At 47.6% G+C, this 26,021-nt stretch carries 34 protein-coding genes and 1 pseudogene; 4 read left to right on the top strand and 31 right to left on the bottom strand.

Going from position 1 to position 26,021, the window contains the following annotated elements:
• Positions 1 to 40: 40 nt before the first annotated feature.
• The 23 genes from NYE62_RS12145 to NYE62_RS12255 form a co-directional block, all read right to left on the bottom strand.
• Positions 41 to 1,522 (bottom strand): spore germination protein, encoded by a 1,482-nt coding sequence (locus NYE62_RS12145; protein ID WP_007612331.1) that lies wholly within the window; start codon positions 1,520 to 1,522, stop codon positions 41 to 43.
• The gene (locus NYE62_RS12150) at positions 1,476 to 2,084 is read right to left on the bottom strand and encodes a stage V sporulation protein AE (RefSeq protein ID WP_029326123.1); all 609 of its coding nucleotides are present in this window, start codon (positions 2,082 to 2,084) and stop codon (positions 1,476 to 1,478) included. The genes NYE62_RS12145 and NYE62_RS12150 overlap by 47 nt, the downstream gene beginning before the upstream one ends.
• Positions 2,085 to 2,087: 3 nt before the next feature.
• Positions 2,088 to 2,438: a stage V sporulation protein AE gene (gene spoVAE, locus NYE62_RS12155; RefSeq protein WP_007409415.1), complete on the bottom strand. Its 351-nt coding sequence runs from the start codon at positions 2,436 to 2,438 to the stop codon at positions 2,088 to 2,090.
• Positions 2,439 to 3,455: a stage V sporulation protein AD gene (gene spoVAD / locus NYE62_RS12160; RefSeq protein WP_015240132.1), complete on the bottom strand. Its 1,017-nt coding sequence runs from the start codon at positions 3,453 to 3,455 to the stop codon at positions 2,439 to 2,441.
• Between the two features lie 11 nt (positions 3,456 to 3,466).
• On the bottom strand, positions 3,467 to 3,919 hold the full coding sequence (gene spoVAC, locus NYE62_RS12165; protein ID WP_003153353.1) for a stage V sporulation protein AC: 453 nt from the start codon (positions 3,917 to 3,919) through the stop codon (positions 3,467 to 3,469).
• A 12-nt stretch (positions 3,920 to 3,931) separates the two neighbouring features.
• Positions 3,932 to 4,357: a stage V sporulation protein AB gene (locus tag NYE62_RS12170; protein WP_029326122.1), complete on the bottom strand. Its 426-nt coding sequence runs from the start codon at positions 4,355 to 4,357 to the stop codon at positions 3,932 to 3,934.
• The gene (locus NYE62_RS12175) at positions 4,347 to 4,967 is read right to left on the bottom strand and encodes a stage V sporulation protein AA (RefSeq protein WP_007409412.1); all 621 of its coding nucleotides are present in this window, start codon (positions 4,965 to 4,967) and stop codon (positions 4,347 to 4,349) included. Before NYE62_RS12175 ends, NYE62_RS12170 begins: the two co-directional genes overlap by 11 nt.
• Before the next feature lie 126 nt (positions 4,968 to 5,093).
• Complete coding sequence (gene sigF, locus NYE62_RS12180) at positions 5,094 to 5,861, bottom strand: RNA polymerase sporulation sigma factor SigF (protein WP_003153348.1); 768 nt, start codon at positions 5,859 to 5,861, stop codon at positions 5,094 to 5,096.
• Between the two features lie 11 nt (positions 5,862 to 5,872).
• On the bottom strand, positions 5,873 to 6,313 hold the full coding sequence (gene spoIIAB, locus NYE62_RS12185) for an anti-sigma F factor (RefSeq protein WP_003153347.1): 441 nt from the start codon (positions 6,311 to 6,313) through the stop codon (positions 5,873 to 5,875).
• Positions 6,310 to 6,663, bottom strand: coding sequence for an anti-sigma F factor antagonist (gene spoIIAA, locus NYE62_RS12190; protein WP_007409411.1), 354 nt, complete (start codon positions 6,661 to 6,663; stop codon positions 6,310 to 6,312). Before spoIIAA ends, spoIIAB begins: the two co-directional genes overlap by 4 nt.
• A 95-nt stretch (positions 6,664 to 6,758) precedes the next feature.
• Positions 6,759 to 7,928 carry a D-alanyl-D-alanine carboxypeptidase family protein gene (locus tag NYE62_RS12195; protein ID WP_007409410.1) on the bottom strand — a complete coding sequence of 390 codons (1,170 nt, stop codon included), beginning with the start codon at positions 7,926 to 7,928 and terminating at the stop codon, positions 6,759 to 6,761.
• A gap of 136 nt (positions 7,929 to 8,064) precedes the next feature.
• On the bottom strand, positions 8,065 to 8,883 hold the full coding sequence (locus NYE62_RS12200) for a purine-nucleoside phosphorylase (RefSeq protein ID WP_007409407.1): 819 nt from the start codon (positions 8,881 to 8,883) through the stop codon (positions 8,065 to 8,067).
• Positions 8,884 to 8,894: 11 nt separating this feature from the next.
• Positions 8,895 to 10,079, bottom strand: coding sequence for a phosphopentomutase (deoB, locus tag NYE62_RS12205; RefSeq protein WP_015240135.1), 1,185 nt, complete (start codon positions 10,077 to 10,079; stop codon positions 8,895 to 8,897).
• Positions 10,080 to 10,246: 167 nt separating this feature from the next.
• Positions 10,247 to 11,137 (bottom strand): site-specific tyrosine recombinase XerD, encoded by an 891-nt coding sequence (xerD, locus tag NYE62_RS12210; protein ID WP_020956024.1) that lies wholly within the window; start codon positions 11,135 to 11,137, stop codon positions 10,247 to 10,249.
• A 7-nt stretch (positions 11,138 to 11,144) separates the two neighbouring features.
• A complete protein-coding gene (locus NYE62_RS12215; protein ID WP_003153331.1) occupies positions 11,145 to 11,372 on the bottom strand; it encodes a YqzK family protein in 228 nt (75 codons plus the stop codon).
• Between the two features lie 115 nt (positions 11,373 to 11,487).
• Entirely contained in the window at positions 11,488 to 11,937 is a 450-nt protein-coding gene (gene fur, locus NYE62_RS12220) for a ferric iron uptake transcriptional regulator (RefSeq protein WP_003153330.1), read from the bottom strand.
• Between the two features lie 112 nt (positions 11,938 to 12,049).
• Positions 12,050 to 12,694 carry a stage II sporulation protein M gene (gene spoIIM / locus NYE62_RS12225; protein WP_003153328.1) on the bottom strand — a complete coding sequence of 215 codons (645 nt, stop codon included), beginning with the start codon at positions 12,692 to 12,694 and terminating at the stop codon, positions 12,050 to 12,052.
• A gap of 33 nt (positions 12,695 to 12,727) precedes the next feature.
• Complete coding sequence (locus tag NYE62_RS12230) at positions 12,728 to 12,997, bottom strand: hypothetical protein (protein WP_032862885.1); 270 nt, start codon at positions 12,995 to 12,997, stop codon at positions 12,728 to 12,730.
• Between the two features lie 56 nt (positions 12,998 to 13,053).
• Entirely contained in the window at positions 13,054 to 13,344 is a 291-nt protein-coding gene (locus NYE62_RS12235) for a hypothetical protein (RefSeq protein ID WP_003153325.1), read from the bottom strand.
• A 112-nt stretch (positions 13,345 to 13,456) separates the two neighbouring features.
• Complete coding sequence (locus NYE62_RS12240) at positions 13,457 to 14,770, bottom strand: NAD-dependent malic enzyme (protein WP_199022019.1); 1,314 nt, start codon at positions 14,768 to 14,770, stop codon at positions 13,457 to 13,459.
• 12 nt (positions 14,771 to 14,782) lie between these two features.
• Positions 14,783 to 16,189 (bottom strand): Na+/H+ antiporter NhaC, encoded by a 1,407-nt coding sequence (gene nhaC, locus NYE62_RS12245; RefSeq protein ID WP_045208087.1) that lies wholly within the window; start codon positions 16,187 to 16,189, stop codon positions 14,783 to 14,785.
• A gap of 141 nt (positions 16,190 to 16,330) precedes the next feature.
• Positions 16,331 to 17,758 (bottom strand): aspartate ammonia-lyase, encoded by a 1,428-nt coding sequence (gene aspA / locus NYE62_RS12250; RefSeq protein WP_003153322.1) that lies wholly within the window; start codon positions 17,756 to 17,758, stop codon positions 16,331 to 16,333.
• 37 nt (positions 17,759 to 17,795) lie between these two features.
• Positions 17,796 to 18,785 (bottom strand): type I asparaginase, encoded by a 990-nt coding sequence (locus NYE62_RS12255; RefSeq protein ID WP_022553011.1) that lies wholly within the window; start codon positions 18,783 to 18,785, stop codon positions 17,796 to 17,798.
• Between the two features lie 176 nt (positions 18,786 to 18,961).
• On the opposite strand from NYE62_RS12255, the gene NYE62_RS12260 reads away from it, so the two are divergent.
• Positions 18,962 to 19,315, top strand: coding sequence for a helix-turn-helix transcriptional regulator (locus NYE62_RS12260; RefSeq protein WP_007409399.1), 354 nt, complete (start codon positions 18,962 to 18,964; stop codon positions 19,313 to 19,315).
• 10 nt (positions 19,316 to 19,325) lie between these two features.
• On the opposite strand, the gene NYE62_RS12265 is transcribed toward NYE62_RS12260, so the two are convergent.
• Positions 19,326 to 20,489, bottom strand: coding sequence for a TIGR00375 family protein (locus tag NYE62_RS12265; protein ID WP_032870112.1), 1,164 nt, complete (start codon positions 20,487 to 20,489; stop codon positions 19,326 to 19,328).
• Positions 20,489 to 21,043 (bottom strand): NUDIX hydrolase, encoded by a 555-nt coding sequence (locus NYE62_RS12270; protein ID WP_047935913.1) that lies wholly within the window; start codon positions 21,041 to 21,043, stop codon positions 20,489 to 20,491. Before NYE62_RS12270 ends, NYE62_RS12265 begins: the two co-directional genes overlap by 1 nt.
• Before the next feature lie 78 nt (positions 21,044 to 21,121).
• Here NYE62_RS12270 and mciZ point away from each other — a divergent pair, with 78 nt between their 5' ends.
• Together mciZ and NYE62_RS12280 are read left to right on the top strand one after the other, a co-directional pair.
• Complete coding sequence (gene mciZ, locus NYE62_RS12275) at positions 21,122 to 21,244, top strand: Z-ring formation inhibitor MciZ (RefSeq protein WP_003153315.1); 123 nt, start codon at positions 21,122 to 21,124, stop codon at positions 21,242 to 21,244.
• A gap of 62 nt (positions 21,245 to 21,306) precedes the next feature.
• Positions 21,307 to 22,227 (top strand): aldo/keto reductase, encoded by a 921-nt coding sequence (locus NYE62_RS12280; protein WP_144664570.1) that lies wholly within the window; start codon positions 21,307 to 21,309, stop codon positions 22,225 to 22,227.
• A gap of 32 nt (positions 22,228 to 22,259) precedes the next feature.
• Here the strand turns inward: NYE62_RS12280 and NYE62_RS12285 are convergent, their stop codons facing one another.
• The gene (locus tag NYE62_RS12285) at positions 22,260 to 22,484 is read right to left on the bottom strand and encodes a YqkE family protein (protein ID WP_007409396.1); all 225 of its coding nucleotides are present in this window, start codon (positions 22,482 to 22,484) and stop codon (positions 22,260 to 22,262) included.
• Between the two features lie 122 nt (positions 22,485 to 22,606).
• Between NYE62_RS12285 and NYE62_RS12290 the strand changes: the two genes are divergently transcribed.
• Positions 22,607 to 23,521 carry an alpha/beta hydrolase gene (locus NYE62_RS12290; protein WP_342496966.1) on the top strand — a complete coding sequence of 305 codons (915 nt, stop codon included), beginning with the start codon at positions 22,607 to 22,609 and terminating at the stop codon, positions 23,519 to 23,521.
• Between the two features lie 39 nt (positions 23,522 to 23,560).
• On the opposite strand, the gene NYE62_RS12295 is transcribed toward NYE62_RS12290, so the two are convergent.
• The 5 genes and pseudogenes from NYE62_RS12295 to NYE62_RS12315 all read right to left on the bottom strand — a co-directional run bounded on the left by NYE62_RS12295 (position 23,561) and on the right by NYE62_RS12315 (position 26,001).
• Positions 23,561 to 23,800 carry a DUF2552 family protein gene (locus tag NYE62_RS12295; protein WP_342496967.1) on the bottom strand — a complete coding sequence of 80 codons (240 nt, stop codon included), beginning with the start codon at positions 23,798 to 23,800 and terminating at the stop codon, positions 23,561 to 23,563.
• On the bottom strand, positions 23,775 to 24,137 hold the full coding sequence (locus tag NYE62_RS12300; RefSeq protein ID WP_014305346.1) for an iron-sulfur cluster biosynthesis family protein: 363 nt from the start codon (positions 24,135 to 24,137) through the stop codon (positions 23,775 to 23,777). The genes NYE62_RS12295 and NYE62_RS12300 overlap by 26 nt, the downstream gene beginning before the upstream one ends.
• Before the next feature lie 74 nt (positions 24,138 to 24,211).
• A pseudogene (locus NYE62_RS12305) lies at positions 24,212 to 25,177 on the bottom strand (GNAT family N-acetyltransferase); the annotation flags it as partial.
• Positions 25,174 to 25,518, bottom strand: a complete 345-nt coding sequence (locus tag NYE62_RS12310; protein ID WP_199022022.1) for an antibiotic biosynthesis monooxygenase — start codon at positions 25,516 to 25,518, stop codon at positions 25,174 to 25,176. The pseudogene NYE62_RS12305 and the gene NYE62_RS12310, both read right to left, overlap by 4 nt.
• Positions 25,519 to 25,530: 12 nt before the next feature.
• The gene (locus tag NYE62_RS12315) at positions 25,531 to 26,001 is read right to left on the bottom strand and encodes a GNAT family N-acetyltransferase (protein ID WP_012117908.1); all 471 of its coding nucleotides are present in this window, start codon (positions 25,999 to 26,001) and stop codon (positions 25,531 to 25,533) included.
• Between the last annotated feature and the right edge of the window lie 20 nt (positions 26,002 to 26,021).

The raw sequence follows: 26,021 nt of genomic DNA on the forward strand, positions 1-26,021 counted from the left end.
AGACATACAATATCATAATCTTCTGTCGGTTTCAATGCGATTATGAACCGCTTGGCTGTCTTTGACGGTCTTTCGGGTGAACAATGCTCGGTCTGACTTTCGCTCCCGGCACTGTCGTCCGGACGAGCACCTGCCACAGCGCCTTGCCGTTAAACGGTAAAAACGGCCATAAATACGGCGTGTGAAACGAGCGGATATTCGCCATTATGATCAGCAGCAATGTAAAGCCTATCACAAAGCCTTTTACTTGGAAAATGGCCACGAGCACCATTAAGATGAGGCGTATCATTTTATTGGCGAGGCTGAGCTCATAGCTCGGCGTGGTAAATGATCCGATGGCGGCGATCGATACGTACAGAATCACTTCTGCTGAAAACAGCCCCACCGCTATGGCGATTTGACCGATCAGCACCGCCGCAATCAGACCCATGGCGGTGGATAAAGCGGTCGGCGTATGGATCGCGGCCATCCTGAGAAACTCAATCCCCAAATCGGCCAAAAAGATTTGCAGAATGATCGGGATGTGCGTATTTTTATTTAAACCGATAAAATCCAATCTTTCAGGCAGAAGAGACGGTTCGAGAACAAAGAGGAACCAAATCGGAAGCAGAACGGTTGAAGCGATAATACCGAAAAACCTGATCCATCTTAAAAATGTGCCCACTGAAGGCGCCTGCCTGTATTCTTCCGCATGCTGAACATGGTGAAATATTGTTGTCGGCGTTATGATCACGCTCGGTGACGTATCGACGACGATGATGACGTGCCCTTCCAAAATGTGATTGGCGGCCACATCCGGCCGCTCCGTGTATCTGACCATCGGAAACGGATTGTAGCCTTGTTTGACGATGAATTCCTCCACCGTTTTATCAGCCATCGTCAGTCCGTCAATGTCAATCGCATTCACTTCGTTTTCGACGATGCTGACAAGGTCCGGGTCCGCGATGTCCTCTATATACACAATCGCAAGATCGGTCTTAGAGCGCTCGCCGACTTTCGTAATTTTGACGCGGAGCCTTTCGTCCCTGATTCGTCTTCTGATCAATGCTGTATTAATGACGATATTTTCGATAAAACCGTCTCTTGCTCCGCGGACGACCTTTTCCGTATCCGGTTCTTCAGGTGTGCGTCCGGGGTAACTTCTGACGTCAACGATAAAGGCGAAGCCCGCGTCTTCAACGATAACGGCGACAAGTCCGGAAAGCACCTGATCCGTTACTTCGTCGAGCGTTTTGACTTTTTGGACCTGCTGATTGACAAGCCTGTTTTCAACAACGTCAATCGCTTCATCCGCATTCTCGTCATAATTATTGATGTCGACGAGCTGTTCCATTAAATGAACGATAAACAAAGTATCGGTTAATCCGTTGACAAAGTAAATCTGGACTTCCCGGTCTAATACTCGAACTTTGCGGACGCCGACATCATAGCTCGTTCCCATACCGACGCGGTCTTTAAAAAATTGTTCATTTTTTCTAGGATCCCGGTACACCTTGATCATGTTTTCCGGTTTTTCCGGCATGGCTTTCGCTCCTTTCTAAAATGAATTCGACCGCCTTCATCGTGATCGGCGAGCCTTTGGATATGTCATCTTTTCTCCCCATCTTTCCTATGTCGCCGATGCCCACAATGAGGGGAACGTCCAATTTATCCAGACAATACACCGTATCTCCGTTCATTCTGTGCTCGTCCATTTCTCTCATTCCGGTTTTATCGACGCCAAACTCCGTCACTTCTCCATCACGGTCAATGGAGACATCGACTTTCGTCCATTCAGCCTGATGGGTCTTAGAAGCGACCGCAATCACCCCCAGCACTTCAACGTCCTGATGTGAGGCGACATATTTCAGCGCCGTTTCGCCCGGCCCTTCCCCTTGCAGGCCTGAATCGTCAAACATGACAAACACCGGGTCATTCGGCGCGGCTTTAATCAGCTGAACAAGTTCGGGGCCGCTTCTCGTTGACGGATTGCCCTTTGATTGGGAAATACACCGTCCGCCTGCTTTTTCTGCGGCATATTCAATTGTTTTGGCGGCGTATACGTCCCCGTCTGTCACAAGAATGACCTTCCGTTTCGTCATCAGGCATTATCCTTTCGGTTTAAAAATAACGGCTACAAGAAATGCGAATAAAATCGCTGAAGATATACCGGCGGAAGTAAGTTCAAAAATCCCCATGGCGATCCCGATAAATCCATGCTCGTGAGCTTGATGCATGGCGCCGTGCAATAAGCTGTGACCGAAGCTGACGATGGGAACCGTCGCGCCCGCGCCTGCGAATTCGATAAATTTGTCATAAATTCCGAACCCATCTAACAAGGCGCCGATGACGACAAAAGTTGTCATCACATGGGCGGGTGTCAGTTTAAAAATGTCAAGCAGCAGCTGACCGATAATGCAAATGATTCCCCCGCAAACAAAAGCCAACAGATATTCCATTTATGATGCACCTCCCGCCCGCTCAAATACCACACCGTGCGCGATGGTCGGAATGGTTTCCTTCTGCTGGATCATTGTCGGACTCAAAAGCGCTCCTGTCGCGACAACGAGTACCCTGTTTAGAGTCCCTGCTTTTAATTGATTAAAAATATGTGTGTACGTAACAAGCGCAGAGCAGGCGCAGCCGCTTCCGCCCGCAAACACCTGCTGGTCCGGCGTATAGATGAGAAGACCGCAGTCATCGTGTTTCGTTCCCACGGGATAGCCTTCTTCTTTGAGCAAATCTTTTACGATCGGCGAGCCGACGCCTGAAAGGTCTCCCGTTAAAATCAGATCATAATCATCCGCCGTGCGGTTTAAGTCCTGCAGGTGCTGTTTGATTGTGTCGGCGGCAGCGGGCGCCATGGCGGATCCCATATCGAACGGATCTGTTATTCCGAGGTCGCTTACTTTTCCCACTGTTGCGCTTGTAATCTTGATATCAGAAGGGTTTTGACTGATGATGACCGCCCCGCCCCCCGTGACCGTTGAAGTGGCGGTATCCGGTTTTTGCCCGCCGTACTCCGTCGGATTGCGGAATTGCCGTTCTGCCGTCGCGTTATGGCTGCTCGTGGCTGCGATCGCCCGGTTCGCAAAACCGCCGTCAATGAGCGCGGATGCGACGGCAATCGTTTCCATTGATGTCGAACAGGCGCCGAACAGACAGAGGAACGGAATTTTCAGATGTCTGGCGACGTAGTTGGCGGTCACATTTTGATTTAAAAGATCCCCCGCGAGTAACAAATCAATATCGCTCTTTTTCAAATTCTGTTTTTGCAAAGCGGAGTTGATGGCATCTTCCATTAACTGACGTTCCGCCATTTCCCAGTTTTTCTGATTGCAATGCATTTCATCGTATGTCTTATCAAACAGCGAACCGAGCGGGCCGTCTTTTTCTTTCGGTCCGGCTGCCGTCCCCGCCGCATTTACAAATAACGGGTTTTCAAACACCCAGGTTTGCTTTCCGGTCAATTTCATTTTTTCTCCTCCTACGAAAACAGTTTTTCACAAGCAAACCGTATCAGGCCTACGATATAGGCTGCCACCACGCCGAATACAATGACGTTTCCCGCCAATTTAAACATGTTTGTCGCTACTCCGAGCACGAGTCCTTCACTTCTGTGTTCGAGAGCGGCGCTTGTCATACTGTTTGCAAAACCCGTCACCGGCACGGCTGAACCCGCTCCGGCAAACTGCCCGAGTCTGTCATAAATGCCGAATCCGGTCAAAAGGGCGGAAATTAAAATAAGAGTGGCGGCCGTCGGGTTGCCTGCTGTTTTTTCATTAAAATTAAAAAAGTGGATGTAAAAGTCTTGAAGAGCCTGCCCGATCAGACAGATCAAACCGCCGATTAGAAAGGCTTTGACGCAATTCCAAACATATGGCGGTTTCGGCTGATAGTCTTTCACTTTTGTTTTGTAATTTTCTTTTAAGTTTGTCATGTCGGTTCCTCCTTATGAATGATGGATAAAATACAGCCAATGAAATAAAGAGCCGGCTATTTTGCCGAACACAATGGCCATCAGCAATATGATGATTTTGCTGCCGAAGCCGATCCGTTTGGCAAGAATGGGAAGCACATTCAGCACTTCTGTAAGCGCGGCGGCCAGCATGCCGACAAACATGCCGGCCAAAAGCCCGACCGGAACGGCCAGCCATTCAGATAAAAAAAAATGATTCATATTTAAGGTTTCCCAGCCGCCGAACACAGCTCCTGAAATAACAGCTCCTTCGTAAGCCTGTACAAAGCGCATTGTTTTTGTCAGCTGCATAAGGCGGGGGACGATTCCCATAACGGTTAAAAAAGCCACAAAGCCCGCACCCACGGTCAGCCCTCCGCCAAGCCCGACAAATATAACGAAAAGAATGCTAACGATCATGCAGATCTTTCATCGTCTCTTCATTTTCGTGCATTGCGACATAATGATCGAGATCAAGCTGATAATTAAACATCTCGACTTCCAGCGGGCTTGGCTCTTCATTCAGGCGTTTTTTGAAGATGTGATTAAAAAAGACGATCATACCGAGACCGAGGCCGATGCTGTATGGAATCTGAAGCAGATACGGATATTCATTCCGTTCGCCCGTTATGATTTCATATAAGGCGATATGAACTTCTCTCATACTGACATCTTCATGAAAATTCATAATGGCAAGACATGAACCGATAAAAAGCAGGAGCCAGACACCGACGAACAAAACGGCTGACAGCTGCTTTTTTTGGTAATGGATTTCCACTATCGTTTCAGCTCCGCCGACGGTCTGTACATCAAGAGCGGGAAAAGCGGTATGAATGGTTTTCAGCACTTTTATGATGTCCAGCACGACGATATTTTTATCTTTTTTCGTGACCTTATACAGCGGCAGTGCCGACAGTTTTTTTTTCAGCTTTTGCTGTCCCGCGATCTGCGCGGCATCGCCGATTGTGATGATATCTCCGGTATGAGCCTTCACGCGGTGGCGAAGTCTGAGAAATATTCGTCTTTCCATCTTGCATCACCATCTTTCGGGTGGTTATATATGTAGTATGCGGTTCACTTTTGTTCTCATTCATCAGCGGCAAAAGACCATAAATTACCACCGATGCACAAATAAAAAAAGCCGGCCCGTAAAAGGTCAGCTTTCCGTATGATCCATTTGCACTTTAATCTGCTTTAATATTTTTTTCTCCAGCCTCGATACCTGGACTTGGGAAATCCCGAGCCGTTCGGCTACTTCCGACTGTGTCTGATCTTTATAATATCTCAGATAGACAATGAGTTTTTCCCGTTCTTCCAAATCACTGATCGCTTCCTTGAGGGCGATTTTGTCAAACCACTTCTCTTCTGAATGATCGGCGATCTGATCAAGCAGGGTGATCGGGTCTCCGTCATTTTCATACACGGTCTCATGAATGGATGAAGGCGCCCGCACCGCTTCCTGCGCAAGCACCACATCCTCCGCATCAATTTCTAAATGGTCCGCGATTTCCTGGACGGTCGGCACTCTTCCGTATGTTTTTGACAGTTCATCTTTCGCCCGGCGTATTTTATTGCCGAGCTCTTTTAAAGATCTTGAAACTTTGACGGTTCCGTCATCGCGGATGAAGCGCTGGATTTCTCCGATAATCATCGGCACGGCATAAGTTGAAAAACGGACATCATAGGACAAATCGAATTTATCAACGGATTTTAACAATCCGATACAGCCGATCTGAAACAGATCATCCGGCTCATAGCCTCTGTTTAAGAACCTTTGAACGACGGACCACACAAGACGCATGTTTTTTTCTATGAGGAGGTCTCTTGCCTGCTGGTCGCCCTCTTGGCTCTTTTTGATTAATTCTTTGACTTCATGGTCCTTGAGCTGCGCGTTTTTGCTGTTTTTCTTAACCTCCACATCCATAACAAATCTCCTTAATTACAAAGCGCTTTGCTTTTTGATAGGTGTTTTGTTAAGCGTATCGTCGTTCCCATCTCCGGCGAGGAATCAATCGTGACATCATCCATGAAGTTTTCCATAATGGTAAAGCCCATTCCGGAGCGCTCAAGCTCGGGTTTTGTCGTAAAGAGCGGCTGGCGCGCTTCCTCAAGATCCGTGATCCCGAGGCCTTCGTCACGTATGGTCAGATAGACGACATGATCCTCCAGCGTAACGGAGATGTACACCTTTCCGTCACAGTTTTCTTCATAGCCGTGGATGATCGCGTTTGTTACCGCTTCTGATACGACGGTCTTGATTTCCGTCAGCTCATCCATCGTCGGGTCGAGCTGTGCGATAAAAGAAGCAACTGTTACGCGCGCAAACGATTCGTTCTGACTGAGGGCTGAAAATTCAAGATGCATCTCGTTTTTCATGATGCCACCCCCAACGTTAAAAGCGCTTTTTGTTCTGATTGTTCGAACCTGATGATTTTAAACAGGCCGGACATGTCAAACAGACGTCTCACCGCGGGTGAAATCGCGCACACGACCATTTCTCCGCCGAGCTGTTTAATTTGTTTATAACGCCCTAAAATCACACCGAGGCCGGAGCTGTCCATGAAGGTAAGATCTTCAAGGTTCAGCACAATGTGACGGATGCCGTCAGCCTCCAGCGATTCAGTAACCTTTTGTTTTAATGATTCTGCCGTATGATGGTCGAGTTCACCTGTTAATCGAATACAAAGCACGGATTCTTTGACATGAAAGTCAATTCCAAGGCTCATGCTCATTCCTCCTTGATATGATCGGATAATGAGTGTTTCGATTTTCGGGAAAGCAATTCCTTCACTATGACAAAACTAGTGCCCGTTCGCCACGATTATTTAAATTTAGTCCAATCTCCCATCGTCCGCTTCAGAAAAGTGAGAAAACCCGCTTTTTCCATGTCGTCTTTTGCCGTGACCGGGCTTTCAACGAGCACCTTTCCGTCTTTTTTCAGAACGAGGCTGCCGAGCACTTCTCCTTTTTTAACCGGAGCCGTTACATTGCCGTTGATTTTCACTTCTTTTTTTACTTTGTCCATGTTCTCTCCCTTTTTGGCCAGAAGAGAAATCGGCTCAGATGTGGTCAGCTTGATCAGTTTCTGTTTTCCTTTTTTCACTTTTACCGTTCCGACGATTTGATCCCGTTTGTACAGCGGGTGTGTTTTAAACTGGCTGAAGGCGTAATCAAGCATTTTGGTCACTTGGGCATTTCTTTCTTTCGGAGTGCTGGCTCCGAAAACAACAGCAATGACCCTCATATTTCCTTTTTTAGCGGTGGCGGTTAAACAATACTTCGCTTCGCCTGTAAAGCCCGTCTTCACGCCGTCTACACCCGGATAAAATTTGATCAGCCGGTTTGTATTGACGAGCCAGAACTTTTTGTCTGTATTTTCTCTTAAATAATCCTCATACGTTCCCGTAAATTGAGTGATTTTATCATACTTTAATAATTCCTTCGCCATTTTCGCCATGTCATAAGCAGAGCTGTAATGGTCTTTTTCAGGCAGTCCCGTCGGGTTTTTGAAGGAGGTATCTTTCAATCCCAATTCTTTTGCTTTTTTGTTCATCCGGCTGACGAAATCCTCTTCTGAACCGGCAATATACTCCGCCATTGCGACGGATGCGTCATTTCCGGAAGCTATCGCAATTCCTTTGAGCATTTCTTTTACCGTCATTTCTTCTCCGGGTTCAAGGAAAATCTGTGATCCGCCCATGGACGCGGCATGTTCACTCGTCCTGACTTTATCGCTCATCTTTATTTTCCCTTTGTCAAGCGCTTCCATGATTAAAAGCATGGTCATAATTTTTGTCATGCTTGCCGGCGCCAGACGCTCCCGGCTGTTCTTGTTATAAAGAATGCTTCCCGTATCGCGTTCAATCAGCACGGCGCTTTTGGCTTCATGAGCGAGCTCCGATGTATGTTTTCCGTCCGGCTTTGCAAAAGCGGACGGTGCTGATGCCGTTAATAAAATGCCAATCAACAAAGTGGATATAAGACGTTTCATCTCCAAAGCCCTCCATTTCATAATCCTTTTTATTTTTTCCAAATCCGGTGGTTTTATACGCCTCATCTGGAAAATGTTTCGTGTTGAGGGCACAAAAAAACAGCTGCTTCCGAAGAAACAGCTGACTTATGCTGACTTATTTTTGAGATCGTGCGACTACGGCTTTTACAAGCTTCAAGAAGCCGCCTTTTACTTTTTCCGTCATTTCCATTACTTCTTCATGGGATAACGGCTGGTCAAGAATACCTGCCGCCGCGTTGGAAATGCATGAGATGCCGAGCACGCGCATCCCCGCGTGGTTGGCGACGATGACTTCCGGCACGGTCGACATGCCGACAGCGTCAGAACCCATCGTTCTTAAAAACCGAACCTCAGCAGGCGTTTCGTAAGACGGCCCCGTAACAGCTGTATACACCCCTTTTTGAACAGGAATGCCCAGCTCATCGGCCGTTTTTTCAGCCAAGCCTGACAGCTCTTTGTCATAGGCTTCTGACATGTCCGGGAATCTCGGTCCGAATTCAGCTTCGTTCGGCCCGATTAACGGGTTGGTGCCCGTAAAGTTGATGTGGTCTGTAATAATCATCAGATCGCCAGCGCGGAATTCAGTGTTGATACCGCCGGCTGCGTTCGTCACGACAAGAGATTCAACGCCGAGCGCCTTCATCACGCGGACGGGAAATGTGACCTGATCCATTGAGTAGCCTTCATAGTAATGAAAGCGGCCCTGCATCGCGATGACCTGCACGCCTTCAAGCGTTCCCATCACAAGCTGGCCGGCATGGCCTTCTACCGTTGAGACCGGAAAATCAGGGATCGTTTCATATGTAAGCTTGACAGCTCCTTCAATTTCATCGGCCAATACGCCGAGCCCTGACCCTAAAATCAGACCGATCTTTGGTGTTTCTTTCACGTGTTCTTTAATAAATGCAGCAGCACGTTCGATCTTTTGTTTCAAAAAAAGTCCCCCTACTGTAATCTTGATAAAAAGCTTTTTCCGTATTTCGGCTTTTCCGTTTTGAAATTATCCGCAATGGTTGCGCCGATATCGGCAAATGTATCCGCAAGCGGCAGCTGTTCAGTGTGTTTGTGCTTTTTGCTGTACACAAGAAGCGGCACATACTCCCGCGTGTGATCCGTGCCGTGATGGACAGGATCATTGCCGTGATCCGCAGTGATGATAAGCAGATCGTCTTCTTTCATTTTCTCAAACACTTCCGGAAGCCTTGCGTCGAATTCCTCGAGCGCTTTTCCGTACCCTTCCGGATCGCGGCGGTGTCCGTACAGCGCGTCAAAATCAACGAGATTGGCAAAGCTCAGGCCCGTGAACTCTTCACCGAGCGTTTCAATCACTTTGTCCATGCCGTCCATATTAGATACCGTCCGGCGGGAAGATGTAATGCCTTCTCCGTCATAAATATCAGAAATTTTGCCGATGGAAATGACGTCTAATCCGCTGTCTTTCATTCCGTTCATTACCGTGCGGCCGAACGGTTTGAGCGCATAATCATGACGGTTCGGCGTGCGTTTGAAGCTGCCCGGTTCTCCGACGAACGGTCTTGCGATAATCCGGCCGACCATGTACTTCGGATCAAGCGTCAGTTCTCTTGCCGTTTCACAGATGCTGTACAGTTCGTCAAGCGGAACGACATCTTCGTGAGCCGCAATCTGCAGTACGGAATCTGCTGATGTATAAACGATCAGCGCACCCGTTTCCATATGTTCTTTTCCGAGCTCATCCAGAATCGCCGTGCCTGAAGCCGGCTTATTTCCGATGATTTTCCGTCCTGAACGCCGCTCAAGTTCCTGAAGAAGTTCATCCGGAAATCCTTCCGGGAACACTTTAAACGGTTTTTCAATGTAGAGGCCCATAATCTCCCAGTGCCCCGTCATCGTATCTTTCCCGTTTGACGCCTCCTGCATTTTCCCGTAATACGCAAGAGGGTGCTCCGTTTTTTCCACGCCCTTAATGTCTCCGATCAGTCCGAGACCGAGCTGCGCCATATGGGGCATATGTAAGCCGTTCATGTGCTCTGCGATGTGTCCGAGCGTATTTGCGCCTATATCATTAAAATCGGCGGCGTCCGGCGCTTCACCGATTCCGACAGAATCCATTACGATCAAAAATACCCGGTTATATTTGTATTCAGACATCATAAAAGCCTCCTTTTCTTCCATCTGTCCATTGTAGCTTACAGAGGTCAGACAACTCAAGTATAAACCGTTTACATTCTTGTTGACAATGCCGATTCAAATAATTAGAACCTTCTCTGTATTCCGCCAATCCGGCAAAAAAGCCGCGGCCCCTCTGGCAGCGGCTCCTAAGCGCGCGGATGATACTGTTTGTACACGTCCTTCAGCCTTGTTTTCGTCACATGCGTATAAATTTGCGTCGTGGAAATATCGGCATGTCCGAGCATCTCCTGCACGGCGCGCAGATCCGCCCCGTTTTCGAGCAGGTGCGTTGCAAAGGAGTGCCGGAGCGTGTGCGGTGTCAGCTCTTTTTTAATCCCCGCTTCAAGGGCGATTTTTTTCAGGTTTTTCCAGAATCCCTGACGGCTGATCTGCCTGCCGTGATGATTCAAAAAAAGCGCTTCGGTTACATTTTTCTTTAATAATTTCCCTCTGGCTTTTTCAATGTATGCTTCTATCGCATGGGAAGCGGCTTCGCCAATCGGCACAATCCGCTCTTTCCGCCCTTTTCCGAAGCAGCGGACAAATCCCATCGTCAAATGGACGTCGGATAATTTCAGCTCGATCATCTCGCTGACCCTGATGCCGGTCGCGTACAGCAGTTCAAGCATGGCTTTATCCCTGAGGCCGAACGGACTGTCAAGCTTAGGCGTGTCCAATAACCGCTCAACTTCCTGAAGCGCCAATACTTTCGGAAGCGTCCGCTCTGTTTTTTGTGTTTCAATATGTACCGAAGGATCTTTATCCGCGGCTTTTTCCCTTAACAGAAATTGATGAAAAGACCGGATCGACGCCAAATGCCTCGCAGACGTCTTGCCGGATTTCCCGGAGTCCTTTATATGCTTTAAATACTGAATAATATGAAGACGGGTCACATCATTCCATGAAGTGATCTGAAGGGTTTCAGTTAAGAAGAGAGAATAACTTTTCAGATCACGCTCATAGGACATCATCGTATTTTGGGACAGCCCTCTTTCAACCCTCACATAATGGATGAAATCCTTAATTTGATCCTTCACTCTTGATCTACTCCCCGTTTTGGTAAAAAAAGATCAATCGGCCGAACCAGCCGTCTTTCTCCTCATGTTCCGTTTTGGCCACTTTGACGGCGGAGCCTTCCGGTTTATCGTACCGATGATAGTTTTCATACTCTGAATTCACCCATATCATAGCATAATAGAACAGCGCGGTAAAACCCGTGAACAGAATAAACACTTTGATCGTATCCGCGGCTGTTTTTAAGAATCTGCCCATCTTTCGATCGACCCTTTCTGTTGGCGGCTGTTAGTACACCTTATGCCAATTTCAAAGGCTTTTATACATAAAAACAGCAAAAAACCCTTTCCTGGCAGAAAAGGTTCGTAGGCTTTTACTCTGTTTCATCCCCGCGGCAGCGGTGGCAGATTCCGTGAAAAGTCAATCTATGATCTTTAATTTTAAATTTCCAATCACGTTCAATCACTTCTTCAACGTCTTCAAGCAGATCTTCTTCAATTTCATCGACGGCTCCGCACTCCATGCACACCAAATGGTGATGAAAGTGAGCCGCGCCTTCTTTGCGAAGGTCGTAGCGGGATACGCCGTCCCCGAAGTTAATTTTATCAACGACTTTTAATTCTGTTAATAATTCTAATGTACGGTATACTGTAGCGAGACCAATTTCAGGAGATTTCTCTTTTACGAGGAGGTATACATCTTCTGCGCTTAAATGGTCTTCTTCGTTTTCAAGCAGCACTCTTACCGTTGCTTCCCGCTGTGGCGTAAGCTTGTAGCTTGACGAGTGCAGCTGCTTTTTAATTCGATCAATACGGTTTTCCATGTCTTTCCCTCCTACGCCGCATTCCATGACTCATTATAACAAAATACGCGCAGAGTTCCAACTATAATTATTATAAACTGATAAATAAAAGTATTATTTTGTGATAATCATTCTAAAATATGCGTGATGACAGCTTTTCCATAAACAGCGGAGACACGTACGCCTCGAGCAGCGAAGCGATGACCGAGAAGAAAACGATGAGAATCAGCACGAAGGCGTAGCGTCCGAACCATTGGATCGGCGCGTCATGAAGGCTGCGTTTGACAAACAGCTGCCGGATCAGTTTCAGTGAAAAAGCGATAGAGCATGTCCCCATGATAAGATACGCCGGAATGAGAACGACGTTTTGCGGCAGAACCGAAATAAATGACAGGAAAAACCCGTTCATCCCCATTTGATTCACTAAAAAACCGACCGTGAAGCCGACGACGATTCCTTTTAAAAACACCATAATGAAAATAACCGGAAGACCGATCACGGAAATACCGAGGATCCACATCAGCCCCAAATATTTTACATCATGAAAGACGGCCTGCCAAAACATTTCTGAAGCGCCGGCATGTTTTCCGTCAGACAGCTGTCCGAAAAACTTGCTTAAATAGTAATACAAATCTTCTTTCTGCGTGATGGTCATGCTGTTGACGATGATCGCCCCGAAAATGACTCCCATCAAAAACAAGACGAACACAAATATATAAAGTGACAGATGATCCTTTACATGGCGAAAAAACAGTTCTTTGTACGATTGTTTTCTCATACCGCTTTCCTCCCGCTAATCTATTGACTTGATTTAGTAGATTGTATGAAAGAAAAGAGAAAACATGACAGAGAAATCATAGAAAGGCGCGAGATTCGGGCATAAAAAAAGAACCCCGTCATCACTCCGGTGATCATAGGGGTTCCTTTTTTTATGCTTTATTCTTTCAAGCCTGTCTTTTTTGGTTTTCGTCACTCTTTCATGGGTGCTGAAAGACGGCGCCGTCCCCCTTGACAGGACTGCGTCACGCATTCCGTTTCTTTTGAGATGCTCCCGCATTTTTTTCGTTTTGCTCTTCGCCATGTGCCAATCGCTCCTTTTTCCCTTTTCTTTATCATAACAAAAAAATCCAGATGTGTTCATGAATACGGCTCATGTTTCGACCGGTAAGCGCGCAGAGACGTTTTGGCAGATGAATAGCTCCCCATGGCGGCGTATCCGTAAAAAAACCCCATAAAAATCCCCGCATACACGTGTTCATGATGACCGAAAACGATAGACACAACATTTCCGGCAGCAAGGGCAATCGTGGGAACGAATATGCCCGGAACCCGGCAGAACACTTTGATCAGCTGTGTGACGCATAAGACGACCGGCACGCCGATCACAGCATCCCAAATATTTGTATGGATCAGCGGAAAATAATCCACATCGACACCTCTTTATTCCGTCTTTTGCTATCTATTAGCCTGCCTAAGAATTCCGCTTCCTATTCATGATAAAAAAACAGCACCGGCACATGTCCGGTACTGTAAAAGTTGTTTATTTTCCTGCCGCGGCCCGTTCTACGGCTGCTGATACGGCTTGATGCACGTCCGCATCCAAAGGCTGAGGCACGAGATCGCCGTGTTTTGTGCAAGAGGCGATGGCTTCTGCGGCCGCCACAAGCATTTCATGGTCGATTTTCTTGCTTTTGGCGTTCAGCGCGCCGCGGAAAATCCCCGGGAAGCCGAGAACATTATTGACCGAACGGCCGTCAGCTGCATAAGCGGCTCCGGCTTGTAATGCCTCTTCCGGTTCAATCTCCGGCTTCGGATTAGATAAAGCCAGAATGACGTGTCCTTTTCTGACATCCTCTTTTTTAATGAGACCCGGAACTCCTGTGGTGCTGATCACAATGTCACACGTGTCCATTAATTCTTTGATGCTTCCAAGCGGCTGACCTCCGTACTGAGCGAGGCGGTTCATTGCGTCTTCTGACTTATCCGTTCCGCAGACCGCTTTGACTCCGTATGCCATAAACATGCGGCAGATGGCGACGCCTGCCGCGCCGAGACCGATCTGACCGACTTTCGCTTCTTTTAAATTAAGACCGGCGCTTTTACAAGCGGAAATGGCGGCGGCGAGCGTGACGACCGCCGTGCCGTGCTGGTCATCGTGCATAACCGGAATGTCCAGTTCTTCTTTCAGGCGGTCTTCAATGTCAAAGCAGTGGGGCGAACCGATATCTTCAAGCAGAATTCCGCTGAACCCCGGGGAAATATGTTTTACCGTGCGAATGATTTCTTCCGGATCAGAGGTATCGAGCAAAATCGGAATTCCGCTGATACCCGCCAGCTGGTCAAAAAGCGCGGCTTTCCCTTCCATTACGGGCATTCCGGCGACAGAGCCGATATTGCCGAGGCCGAGAATCGCCGTTCCGTCGGTGACAATGGCGACAGAATTGCTGATTGTCGTATAGATGGACGCTTTTTCAGGCTCGTTTTCAATCAGTCTGCACACATCGGCGACGCCCGGCGTATAAACACGGCCAAGCTCAGCCAGTGTCCGGATCGGCATTTTGCTTTTCATCTGAATTTTGCCGCCTTCATGAGCAGAGAGCACTTCATCTGAGACTGTATGAAGCCGGATGCCTTCACCCAGAGCTTCAATGGCTTGAATGATTTCCTGCAGCTGCTCTTCATTTTCGGCCTGCACCGTAATGTTGCGCATTGTGTAGTTCGGGCCGACTTTAACGGTTTCAACTTCCCCGATATCTCCGCCCATCACTCCGATGGCGGTTGCCACTTTTCCGAGATTTCCGGGAACAGTCGGCGTTTCAATCATTAACGTCCGAATCATATGCTTTGTAATCATGAAATGAACCTCCTAACCCAATTTTTGAGATTGCAAGGATTTTTCTTTCGTGTACCAAATGAATTTCCCCGTGTATCCGTACAATATTGCCAGTCCGATAGATACAAAACTGAGCCACATGAACGGCAGATAAGAAAATGTGGATACGCCGAGAATGCCGGCCATATAGATGCCGTTATCAGACCACGGCACCATCCCTGAAGTAAGCGTGCCGCCCACCTCTGCGTTCCGGGATAAAACTCTTCTGTCAAGTTTCAGTTTATCATAACTGTTCTCCATGATTTTCGGCGTCAGGATCAATGACACGTACATCGCACAGCCGAAAATGTTTCCTAAAAGGGCGACGATCAATGTCGAAAGCGTCACATTTCCCGGTGTGGTCAGCTTTTTCTCAAAAGTTGAGACAATCACTTTTAATACGCCGAGCTTCTCAAGAATTCCTCCAAAACCAAGACCGAACAGGATAACGACTAACGTATCCAGCATACCGGTAATGCCTCCGCGGTTTAACAGGCCATTTAAAAATTCGACGTCCGTTTTAATAGAAAAACCATTATAAGCAGTCGCGATGGCACTGGCAAAATTCATTCCCTGAAAGACGGAAGCCCAGATTGCGCCAAGCAAAGCACCGATGACGATAACGGGCATAGACGGCTTTTTCAAAATCAGAAGGACAACGACGACAACAGCCGGAATGAGCATCCATATATGAATGTCAAACGTTTTCTGCAATGAAGATTTTAAAAATTCCACTTTGTCGAGATCAATATTTTTTCCGCCGTATATAAATCCCGTTACGGTAAACAGAATGGCCGTAATAATATAGGACGGAATTGACAGATACATCATCGCTCTGACGTGTGACAGCACATCCACCTTAGAAAGCGTGGAGGCAAGCACCGTACTGTCAGACAGCGGTGAAAGCTTGTCTCCGAAGTAAGCGCCGGACAAAACGGCTCCCGCTACGATCGGAAGCGGTATACCCATTCCCTCTCCGATGGCAATCATGGCGATTCCCGCGGTTCCCACGGTTCCCCACGACGTTCCGGTCGCAACGGACATAACGGAACAAATAACCAGTGTAGCCAGAAGGAAAATATGAGGATTAATAAACTCTAAACCATAATAAATTAACGTCGGCACAACGCCGCCGGCAATCCATGTCCCGATGAGCGCACCGACCGAAACAAGAATCAACACCGCTTCAAGACCGTTTGATATCCCGGTGACAATCGAATCCTGCAAGTCTTTATATGAATATCCCAGCCTGACTCCGAGAATAATAGCGAAAAACCAGGATATTAATAGAGCTAGCTGGATCGGCAGGTCTAAAAACACTGTGAACGATAAGACAAGTGCTAAAAACCCGAATAATAAGATAATAATTTCCAATAAATTTGGCAATCTGACCTCTTTCACAAGAAAATCCCCCTAGAAGAAAAAAGCTAAAACGCTTTCATCAAATGATATAACAAATTATACTATACTGCCTCATCCCTTTGTATGGCAACCGCCTATTCACTAAAAAACGTGAAAAGGCGGCTGTTGTTGCTTTAAAATTTATTTTTCTAATAGATCTTTTCCGGCAATCCCCGGTTTTGTCATTTCATACGGATTCAAAATGATATCCAATTCTTCTTCTGTCAGTACATCATTTTGAAGGCAAAGATCTCTTACAGATTGCCCCGTCATGATTGCTTCACGGGCAATTCGCGCAGCCGCTTCATACCCAAGGTGCGGATTGACCGCTGTAATGACGCCGACGCTTTTTTCCACGTATTGCTTCAGACGTTTTTCGTTGGCTTCAATTCCCGCCAGACAATGATCGGTAAATGAACGGAACCCGTTATTCATGATGCTGATGGATTGAAGCAGGTTAAATACGAGTACCGGCTCCATTACGTTAAGCTCCAGCTGGCCCGCTTCTGAAGCGAGGCAGATCGTATTGTCATTCCCGATGACCTGGAAGGCGATTTGGTTGATCAGCTCTGCCATTACAGGGTTGACTTTCCCAGGCATAATGGATGATCCCGGCTGACGGGCGGGCAATGAAATTTCCGCAAGTCCCGCGCGCGGACCTGAAGCCATTAAGCGCAGATCGTTGGCGATTTTAGACATGTTCATCATGCATACTTTCAACGCGGCTGAAACTTCCGTATACGCATCAGTGTTTTGTGTGGCGTCAACCAAATGGCCGGCGCCGACAAGCGGCAGTCCGCTGATGTCAGCCAGGTGCTTCACAACCTGTTCTATGTAGCGCGGATCGGCGTTAAGTCCCGTACCTACGGCCGTTGCCCCCATGTTTACTTCATACAGATGCTGGCGGGATTGTTTAATTCGCTTTATGTCACGCTCAAGCACGCGGCTGTATGCTTCAAATTCCTGTCCGAGACGGATCGGCACAGCGTCCTGAAGGTGTGTGCGCCCCATTTTAATGACAGAATCAAATTGTTTCGCTTTATCTTTAAAGACACTGAGCATATGCGCCATCGTATCAAGGAGCTTATCCAAAAGTTTCAAGGTTGAAATATGGATTGCCGTCGGGAACACGTCGTTCGTCGATTGTGACATGTTGACGTGTGTGTTCGGGCTGAGGTGAATGTATTCACCTTTTTTATGCCCCATGATTTCAAGAGCCCTGTTGCCGATTACTTCGTTGGCATTCATGTTCATGGACGTTCCGGCTCCCCCTTGGATCGGATCGACGATAAATTGGTCATGCCATTTTCCCTCAAGTATTTCATCTGCGGCCTGTACAATCGCATTTCCGATTCCTTCATACAGCCGTTTTACATCCATGTTGGCAAGCGCCGCCGCTTTTTTGACGATGGCGAGCGCATTAATCATTTCTTCGTGGATGCGGTAGCCGGTAATCGGAAAGTTTTCTTTCGCGCGCAGCGTTTGTATTCCGTAATACACATCAGCTTCAATTTGTTTTTCTCCGAGGAAATCTTTTTCCTGACGATATTCTTTTTGCGCGTTTGTCATGCTAAAACCCTACTTTCTCTTTGTGGTAGTCATGTTTTTACAGTACAACGTCGTCTGCGATCGGTGTCTCCATAATGTTTTTGACTTCAGCCAAGTTGTGAGACTGGCCGAGCGCCCACATTAATTTCGGCACGATGGCTTCCGTGTTCATATTTCTGGAGCGGATAATGAGATCTTGATTGACTCTTCGGCCGACTTCATAGACGCTCATGTCCTCTCCTTCTTCAAGACATTGTGTCGTAATGACGACGACAATGCCGCTTTCAATCATTTCATTGACTTTGGCGAGAATGTCTCTTCCTTCAAAAGGCACGCCGCCGCTGCCGTAGCTTTCAATGACGATTCCTTTGTACATGCCCTTTAATGCGTCAAACATTTCCGGTTTCAGCCCCGGGTGGAGCTTGAGCAGGCACACGTCCGTGCAAAGTGAAGTATTGACCGTAAAAGCATCGTCTTTTGGGATGTGCACTTGTTTGTTGTATTCAATTCCGTTTTCGGTAATAAACGCGATATACGGATAGTTAATGCTCTCAAATGCATCATAGCTTTTCGTTCTTAATTTAATGGCGCGTGTGCCTTGAATGACTCTGCCGTCAAATACGACGTATACGCCGCCTACCCCTTCACATGCGAAGCGGATCGCGTCCGTGATATTTTTTTTGGCATCGGTTTTTTGAAATGTAATCGGGATTTGCGAACCCGTAATGACGATCGGTTTATCAGCATGCTGAAGCATATAAGACAGTGCCGCTGATGTATAAGCCATTGTGTCTGTCCCGTGCGTAATGACGAACCCGTCATATGCGTCATATTTTTCTTTGACAGCATTTGCGATTTCGGCCCAGTATTCAGGCTGCATATTTGTGCTGTCGATGTTCATTAACGAATGGGTTTCCATCGTGTAATCGTTATCAAGTTTTGATACGTAGGTTAACAATTCGTCTGCTTTCACCCCGGGTGCAAGCCCGTTTTCTCCTTCGACTGAGGCGATTGTTCCTCCGGTTGTTAACAGCAATAATTTTTTCATACCCTGCACCTCTTCATCCATTTCTCAAGATGTGTTAAGCATTCGCTTTTCGCATACTTTTAATCAAATTATAGACAGACGAATGAAATTAATCAAGTGATTATTATTCAATTCGCGTACACTTTTGCATATCGATATGATATAATTTGCTCAAGTGAAAAGGAGCGGTTTTGAATATGAATTTAGATCGTTTAACTGAACTGAGAAAAAAGAAAAATTGGTCTCTTCAATATACGGCTGATCGTCTCGGCATCGCCAAAAGCACGTACGCCGGGTATGAATCAGGATACCGGCGGCCGTCATTCGAGGCGCTGGGCACGCTTGCCGATCTGTTTGACACGACGTGCGACGATTTACTCGGGCGCACTGAAAAAAAGGCGGAGCCGTTTGCCCAGACCATCGAATTAACAAACGCCGCACAAGGCCGCGGCACACTGACCGTTGACGGACAGCCGCTGAACCAGGATGAAATCATCGAATTGATTGCGTTTGTCCGGACGAAAAAGAAGGTGCAGGAGGAGCTCCGCTAAAAACCGGCTTTTACGGCTTGATTCTGCCGTACGTCCCTCCGCCCCCGGCCTCAAGGACGAGCTGCCCGGTACGCGCTTTATGAATGACAGCCGCTATTTTAGGCTGGACGACACGCGCCAATTCCTCTTCTTGCGCCTGATGAAGAATCGCCATCTCCGTCCCGAAGGCCCGCTTCAGTTTTTCTAACGTTTTCGGCCCGACCCCGGGAATGAACTGCAGCGGGATTTGATGAATATACGGCGGCCGCGGCATGCGGCTTTTTTTCGGTCCGCTCAGTTCCTCCAGCCGTTCACTGACCCCTTTTGTCATTGTTTCCCCCCCGCACTCCGGACATGCGGAAGCTCCTTTTTCAACCGGGCTGCCGCAGCGGTCGCAAGCCGTCCGGTAATACTTCCCGAGCTTCGGGTTCAGCCCGTAATTCGCCGTGATTTTTCTTCCGTCTTTCCCTTTTAAAGCCAGCGAAAATTCCGTGAAATTCGCTTCTTTAAGAAGCATTTCATTATATTCTCTGCCAATTTTTCCTAAGGAATGCGCATCAGAATTTGTTAAAAATGTATACGGATCAAGTTCTGTTACCCGCGAAGCCATGTCGGTGTCACAGCTTAATCCGAGTTCCGCCGCGTCAATGAGCGCCGGGTCGAAAACTTCTGTCAAAGAAGATATGACTCCTTTTCCGTACAGGCTTTTATGCGGGGTGAACATATGGGCGGGAATAAACAGCCCGCCCAATTCCTTTGTTTTCCTTTGAAGATTCAAACCGGTTTCATAAATGCGCTGGGAACTGAGATGGATATTTTTAAGCCTTTTTGCAAGCCACTCAGAAAACATCTTCATTTCGGCAAGAGACGGCATAAAGACGAGAACGTGAATCGGCCCGCGGCATGTGTGATCATAGATTTCAAGCTCACTGCCCAACAGAAGCGTCGTATTCCGATACCGGATGCCGCCTTCTTTCAGCTCACGGTATCTGCCTTCATCAATTCCGCGCTCGATTTCTTCTATGACTTCCGGGGAATGGCAGTCGATGATGCCCAATAGTTCAATTCCCTTCCCCTCACTGGCTTCTTCTAAAATCCGGTGCAGCGTCAACGTTTTGGCCCCGGTGATTTTGACCGGTTTTCCCGTATAAGTGCGGCCGATATGAATATGCAGATCCGCATAGATGGTTTTCATCATTTTTCCTTCAGCGCTGCTTTCAGCTGGAGATACTGAATCGCGTACGCCGTTTTTGCGTCATACACCCTGCGGGATTCAATCAGCTTCACGGCCTCTTCAAGCGTGACTTGCATGACTTCGACAAATTCATCCTCATCCAGCTCTCGTTTTTCTTCCAGCGGCGAAAGCCCTTCCGCAAGAAAGAGATGCACGATTTCATCAGCAAACCCGGGTGATGTATAAAAAGCGGTGATTTTCGTCAAGGTTTCCGCCGTATATCCCGTTTCTTCCTCGAGCTCTCTTAACGCCGTATGTTCCGGCTCTTCCCCCTTTTCAAGCTTCCCGGCCGGAATTTCAACGATTGTCCGTTCCAGCGGCTTTCTGAACTGGTTCACCAAAATAATTTTTCCTTCCTCGGTCACCGCAAGTACGGCCACCGCTCCCGGATGTTTGACGATTTCCCGCTTGCTTGTTTTTCCGTTCGGGAGCTCTACATCCTCTAAGTAAAGATCTATGACTTTCCCGTCATACAGCTTTTTTTTCGCAAGTGTTTTTTCTTCTAAATGTTTCATCATGTCATCTCCCGTTCTGTCTCTCTATTATGCCTCATATATTTTATCATACATGCATGAGAGGGAGGTGCTTTTCGATTGAAGGTGTACCGGAAGGATAAGAGTATCGTATTGGTCGGAAAGGCGTGGGAAGTGCGGGCTAAACTGAAAGAATACGGACGGACATTCCGCTATGTCGGAGATTGGATCACCGGGCCTTAACAGTTGAAAACTTCGCGCCTTTATATTACGGTCAATAAAAGACTATAAAAAGGAGCGAAACGATGAGAAAACGCACACTGGGACATTCTGATTTAGAAATAAGCGAAATCGGGCTCGGCTGTATGTCGCTGGGCACGGATAAAGCTAAAGCGCTGTCTATTTTGGATGAAGCGATCGAGCTTGGAATCAATTATTTAGATACCGCTGATCTTTATGATTTCGGCAGAAATGAGGAAATTGTCGGGGAGGCCGTCAAAAACCGCAGGCACGACATCATTTTAGCCACGAAAGCCGGAAACCGCTGGAATGATGATAAAGACGGCTGGCATTGGGACGCTTCCAAAGGCTACATAAAAGAAGCGGTTAAAAACAGCCTGCGCCGGCTGAAAACGGACTATATCGACCTTTATCAGCTGCATGGCGGCACGATGGAAGACCATATTGACGAAACGATCGAAGCATTTGAGGACTTAAAACAGGAAGGTGTCATCCGGTATTACGGCATTTCCTCGATTCGTCCGAATGTTATTAAAGAATATGTGAAAAAATCAAATATCACCAGCGTTATGATGCAATACAGCCTGCTGGACCGGCGTCCCGAGGAGTGGCTTCCCCTTTTAGAGGAGAACGGAATCAGCGTAGTCGCAAGAGGGCCTGTCGCTAAAGGGCTTCTTACGGAAAAACCGCTTGATCAAGCAGCCGCAAGCGTAAAAGAGAACGGCTATTTAACATATTCTTTTGCAGAACTGGCAGAAACCAAAAAAGCGATCAGCGCTGCCGCACCTGACTTGAGCATGACGGAGCTTTCTCTTCAATACTTACTGTCACAGCAGGCCGTCGCTTCTGTCATCACCGGAGCCAGCTCACTTGAGCAGCTGAGAGAAAACTGTTCGGCTGCAGAGGCCCGGCGTTTAAGCAGCCAGGAAATCAAAGCCTTGCAATACCATACAAAACGGGACGTATACGAAGCCCATCGTTCTTAAATAATAAAACCGGCACCTTTTCAGATGCCGGTTTATTTATATTTGTGCCAATCGAGACTGCTTTCATTCAGCAGCTCTTCAAAGCTTTTATGTTTTTCTTTTTCTTTTCGTTTTCTGATTTGTTCCGCCTTTTGCTGCGCCTGTTTTTTCTCGTCTTCTTCCTTCAGCTCACTTTTCATTTGCAAAAGCCTGGCCTTCAGATCTTCCTCCAGATCGTCTTTTAAGCTGTGTTTTTCTTTAGGCAGCTGCTTTTTCATCATCACGCCCCCCGTATCTGAATATGGTGAAGCAAGTGTACCACGGAGCGCCGGAGGCCGGCAACGTTCACGGTCCTGAAAAGCCGGAGGAAGGATTTTTCATATGAAAGGAGGGTGCCTGTGTGAAAAAACGGCTGGCGGTGTTCGGTTCGGCTTGCGCAGTCTTTTTGGCTGCCGGATTCGCTTTTACGAATCTGATTATGTTTATGAAGAAAAAGACGGATGAAGATATCATGAAAAAAGAAACGGCGGACGGGCATGATAGATTTGATTCCTTTCAGGCCATGGAAAAAGAAGAGGCTGTCATCCTGTCACGCCACGGGTATGAGATCAAAGGCTTTTACGTCGCCCCGCATCATACGGCAAACACCATGATTATTTGTCACGGCGTTACCGTAAATTCGTTCAATTCATTGAAATACATGGATTTATTTTTAGATTTAGGCTGGAATGTGCTCGTATATGACCACCGCGGGCACGGAAAAAGCGGCGGCAGAACGACGAGCTACGGCTATTTTGAAAAAGATGATTTGGAAGAAGCCGTGAATTGGGTGAGACACAAAACCGGAGACGGCGGTCAAATCGGCATCCACGGGGAATCGATGGGAGCGGTGACGGCCTTATTATACGCGGGCGGGCATCAGGATGAAAACGGCGCTGATTTTTATATTGCGGACTGTCCGTTCGCAAGCTTTCGCGATCAGCTCGCCTACAGGCTGAAGCGGGAGTTCCGGCTGCCTCCGTGGCCGCTTCTGCCTTTGGCTGATTTCTTTTTGCGGATGAGAGAAGGATACCGTATCCGTGATGTATCGCCTCTATCGGTTATCAGCCGAATCCGGCAGCCCGTGCTGTTTATTCACAGTAAGGAAGATGATTATATACCTCCCGCTTCTTCCGAATTGCTGCACCGCAAAAAACGCGGCCCTAAGATGCTCTATCTGGCCGAATCGGGCGGGCATGCCATGTCGTACACCAAAAATCCGGAGAGCTACCGTAAAGCCGTTCAAACCTTTTTAGATACCATGACGCAAACGTAAAAAAGCGAAAGAACGTATGCTGGTTCTTTCGCTTTCACGTCATAAAACGTCGGTAATCTCGTCCATATTTTCTCCGATCCAGTCAATGGCGAGGTCGATTGTCGTAAACTCCTGCGCTTTGAAGGTCATCTCATCCTGAAGCAGCCAGACATCCTTCTGAACGGATTCAGCGCCTCCGATGGACCAGTGCAGCAGACTGTACGGGTGGTTGTTGTTCAGAAAGGATACCCACGTTTTATGCTGTGCCGTCTGTTTAATGGCTTTCAGCTTTTGATTCACTTTCCGTTTCTCCCTGCTTTACTAATATGCTCATTCTCGGGCTCAGCATCTCTGCCGGGCTTTTTAAGACGAGCGTTTTTGCCTTTTCATTGTAATCGATTGTCATTTCCTCGTCAAAAAACACTTTTTGTGAGGTCTGGATGTAAAGCGGAAGTCCGTTGGTTTCAATGGCTTCGCATTGTCCCGTTAATTCGTCCGCCAGCCAGATGGTCGGCACGCCGCTCACCGCGCACCCGCAGCCTTCTGCGTCATAGCGGAGCTGCGCTTTTTTCCCCGGGTTGGCGTCCATTGCCTGCTGAAGTGTGTGTTTCGCCGCATCCGTCACATGTATTTGCATAGATGATCCTCCGTTTTTCATTTTCGCCATTGTAGCATACCGAGCCGCTGTATGCATTGTTTCTGCTTTCTTTACAGCAGCCCGCTCTCCCAGACCTTTGCCTCTTGTTCAGCCGCCTTGATCCAGTCATTTTTCCCTTCACTATACTTTGCCATATCGTATGGGTACGTCTTAGCGAGGTGCCGTTTCAGTTCCATGTATTGAGCCGCTTTTTCAGGCTTTGCGGTGAGGTAATCCCGGAACAGCAGATGACGCTTCACGTCCGGATGCCCTGTTTCGTATATGTGAACGTGGTGTGTGCGCCTGTTGCCGCCTTTTTGAAAGAAACGCCGGCCCTCTATCCCGTTTTCCCCTTTCGCCTCATAGCCGAGTGCTTCCAGCTGCGGACTGAATCGGTCAGCGTCCGAAATATCTTTAACCTCCGCCAGTATATCGATGACGGGTTTGGCGGTCATCCCCGGGATGGAGGTGCTGCCGATGTGGCTGACAGAATGAAGTGCTGGGCCGAAGATTCGGATCAAGTCCGCCTTCTCTCTTTCAAACATTCCTTTCCATTCCGGCTTGTACGGAACAACTTCCGCTTTCCTCTTCGGATAAAGATGAAAAAACGAGAGGGTCAGCCCTTCCGGCGTCTCTATCTGTCCGGCTTCTGTGAACCCGGTTTTTAAATAGAGAGAGACTGCCGGAACGTTTTGGCTGGCGGTAGCCGCCTCTATTTTTTGGGCGTCCCGGTTCTCGTCTATCACAAATTGAATAAGCGCCCGTCCGATTCCTTTTCGAAAGCCGGACGGGTGCACCGTCAGCCTGCATATGACAAGGTCATATCCCTTTTTTTCATACGAAATGACGCCTGCAAGCTGATCTTTTTCCTTGAAACCGGCAAACGTCTCCCGTGACCGCTGTATATCATCGGGTGTTTCATGCAAGGCGGGGATGCCGAAAAAGCCGATCAGCTCTGCTTCTTTTTGATAAGAGCAGCGCTGAACCGCCGCAATTTCCCGCGCGGTCTGTTCTTGTGTATGCTGTAAAAATGTAATCAATCTTCCGCCCCTTTTGACGCAAACATCCGCTGTGACTCCGTCTTCGTAATGCGGACCGCGTACGCTTCATACCAGGCGGTTTTTCCTTTTTGTTTTGCCGCCTGGTGGTCAGTATGATCTTTCCACCTTTTAATCGCCTCCAGGCTGTCCCAGTAGGAAACCGTGATGCCGCAGCCGTTTTCCTCCCGAACGCTTTCCGTGCCTAAAAAGCCCGGCTGTCCGCCTGCCAAATTCATCATGCGCTCTGCCGTATGTTCATATTCCTCATCATATTTTCCCTTTATTGATGAAAAAATGACCGCATAATAAGGCGGTTTGGGCGTGTCAGCTAAAAAACCCATATTCATCCCCCTCTACATATATTTCACAAACAGAATCCGGTCTTCTCCCGGACCGTCATAATTCGCAAAAACAGGGATTCCGTTTACGGTTTTGGTTCCTTTTTCAGCTTCAAAGCCTAATTTTGTATGATAAGCGATTGATACTTTATTGACAGGCGCCGTCACGCAATTGACTTTTGTGCAGCCCCTTTTTTTCACCGTCTCCATAAATCGATCGTAGAGCTGTTTTCCAATTTGCATTTTTCTGAAATCCGGATGCACACCGGAAAAATGAATGTAGGCTGTCTCAGGGTCTGATTGTGACTGAAAACCGATTAAAAAACCGGTCATTCCCTCCGGCCCGTACGTGATAAAGCTTGTGTCCTGAAAATGTTCAAAAAACAAGCGCGGCAGTTTGTCTTTCATCTGCCTGCCGCCCCACCATTCATTCAAAACAGACGTAACCATTTCATAGTCTTCAGAGGTAATTGTTCGAATATCCATTATCGATTGACTCTCCTTTT

Source organism: Bacillus sp. FSL K6-2861, assembly GCF_038630725.1.
GTDB lineage: Bacteria > Bacillota > Bacilli > Bacillales > Bacillaceae > Bacillus > Bacillus velezensis.

Excerpts from the sequence above, each read along its gene's own strand:
- NYE62_RS12315 (WP_012117908.1), bottom strand. The coding sequence starts at position 26,001 with ATGGATATTCGAACAATTACCTCTGAAGACTATGAAATGGTTACGTCT.
- NYE62_RS12255 (WP_022553011.1), bottom strand. The coding sequence starts at position 18,785 with ATGAAAAAATTATTGCTGTTAACAACCGGAGGAACAATCGCCTCAGTC.
- spoVAE (WP_007409415.1), bottom strand. The coding sequence starts at position 2,438 with ATGGAATATCTGTTGGCTTTTGTTTGCGGGGGAATCATTTGCATTATC.
- NYE62_RS12260 (WP_007409399.1), top strand. The coding sequence starts at position 18,962 with ATGAATTTAGATCGTTTAACTGAACTGAGAAAAAAGAAAAATTGGTCT.
- aspA (WP_003153322.1), bottom strand. The coding sequence starts at position 17,758 with ATGACAAACGCGCAAAAAGAATATCGTCAGGAAAAAGATTTCCTCGGA.
- NYE62_RS12170 (WP_029326122.1), bottom strand. The coding sequence starts at position 4,357 with ATGATCGTTAGCATTCTTTTCGTTATATTTGTCGGGCTTGGCGGAGGG.
- spoIIM (WP_003153328.1), bottom strand. The coding sequence starts at position 12,694 with ATGAGAAAACAATCGTACAAAGAACTGTTTTTTCGCCATGTAAAGGAT.
- deoB (WP_015240135.1), bottom strand. The coding sequence starts at position 10,079 with ATGTCTGAATACAAATATAACCGGGTATTTTTGATCGTAATGGATTCT.
- NYE62_RS12230 (WP_032862885.1), bottom strand. The coding sequence starts at position 12,997 with ATGGCGAAGAGCAAAACGAAAAAAATGCGGGAGCATCTCAAAAGAAAC.
- sigF (WP_003153348.1), bottom strand. The coding sequence starts at position 5,861 with ATGGATGTGGAGGTTAAGAAAAACAGCAAAAACGCGCAGCTCAAGGAC.
- NYE62_RS12175 (WP_007409412.1), bottom strand. The coding sequence starts at position 4,967 with ATGGAAAGACGAATATTTCTCAGACTTCGCCACCGCGTGAAGGCTCAT.
- NYE62_RS12285 (WP_007409396.1), bottom strand. The coding sequence starts at position 22,484 with ATGAAAAAGCAGCTGCCTAAAGAAAAACACAGCTTAAAAGACGATCTG.
- spoIIAB (WP_003153347.1), bottom strand. The coding sequence starts at position 6,313 with ATGAAAAACGAGATGCATCTTGAATTTTCAGCCCTCAGTCAGAACGAA.
- spoVAC (WP_003153353.1), bottom strand. The coding sequence starts at position 3,919 with ATGACAAACTTAAAAGAAAATTACAAAACAAAAGTGAAAGACTATCAG.
- NYE62_RS12265 (WP_032870112.1), bottom strand. The coding sequence starts at position 20,489 with ATGAAAACCATCTATGCGGATCTGCATATTCATATCGGCCGCACTTAT.
- fur (WP_003153330.1), bottom strand. The coding sequence starts at position 11,937 with ATGGAAAACCGTATTGATCGAATTAAAAAGCAGCTGCACTCGTCAAGC.
- NYE62_RS12280 (WP_144664570.1), top strand. The coding sequence starts at position 21,307 with ATGAGAAAACGCACACTGGGACATTCTGATTTAGAAATAAGCGAAATC.
- NYE62_RS12300 (WP_014305346.1), bottom strand. The coding sequence starts at position 24,137 with ATGCAAATACATGTGACGGATGCGGCGAAACACACACTTCAGCAGGCA.
- spoIIAA (WP_007409411.1), bottom strand. The coding sequence starts at position 6,663 with ATGAGCCTTGGAATTGACTTTCATGTCAAAGAATCCGTGCTTTGTATT.
- NYE62_RS12145 (WP_007612331.1), bottom strand. The coding sequence starts at position 1,522 with ATGCCGGAAAAACCGGAAAACATGATCAAGGTGTACCGGGATCCTAGA.
- NYE62_RS12195 (WP_007409410.1), bottom strand. The coding sequence starts at position 7,928 with ATGAAACGTCTTATATCCACTTTGTTGATTGGCATTTTATTAACGGCA.
- NYE62_RS12270 (WP_047935913.1), bottom strand. The coding sequence starts at position 21,043 with ATGAAACATTTAGAAGAAAAAACACTTGCGAAAAAAAAGCTGTATGAC.
- NYE62_RS12240 (WP_199022019.1), bottom strand. The coding sequence starts at position 14,770 with ATGATTACAAAGCATATGATTCGGACGTTAATGATTGAAACGCCGACT.
- NYE62_RS12310 (WP_199022022.1), bottom strand. The coding sequence starts at position 25,518 with ATGGGTTTTTTAGCTGACACGCCCAAACCGCCTTATTATGCGGTCATT.
- spoVAD (WP_015240132.1), bottom strand. The coding sequence starts at position 3,455 with ATGAAATTGACCGGAAAGCAAACCTGGGTGTTTGAAAACCCGTTATTT.
- NYE62_RS12215 (WP_003153331.1), bottom strand. The coding sequence starts at position 11,372 with ATGGGCAGATTCTTAAAAACAGCCGCGGATACGATCAAAGTGTTTATT.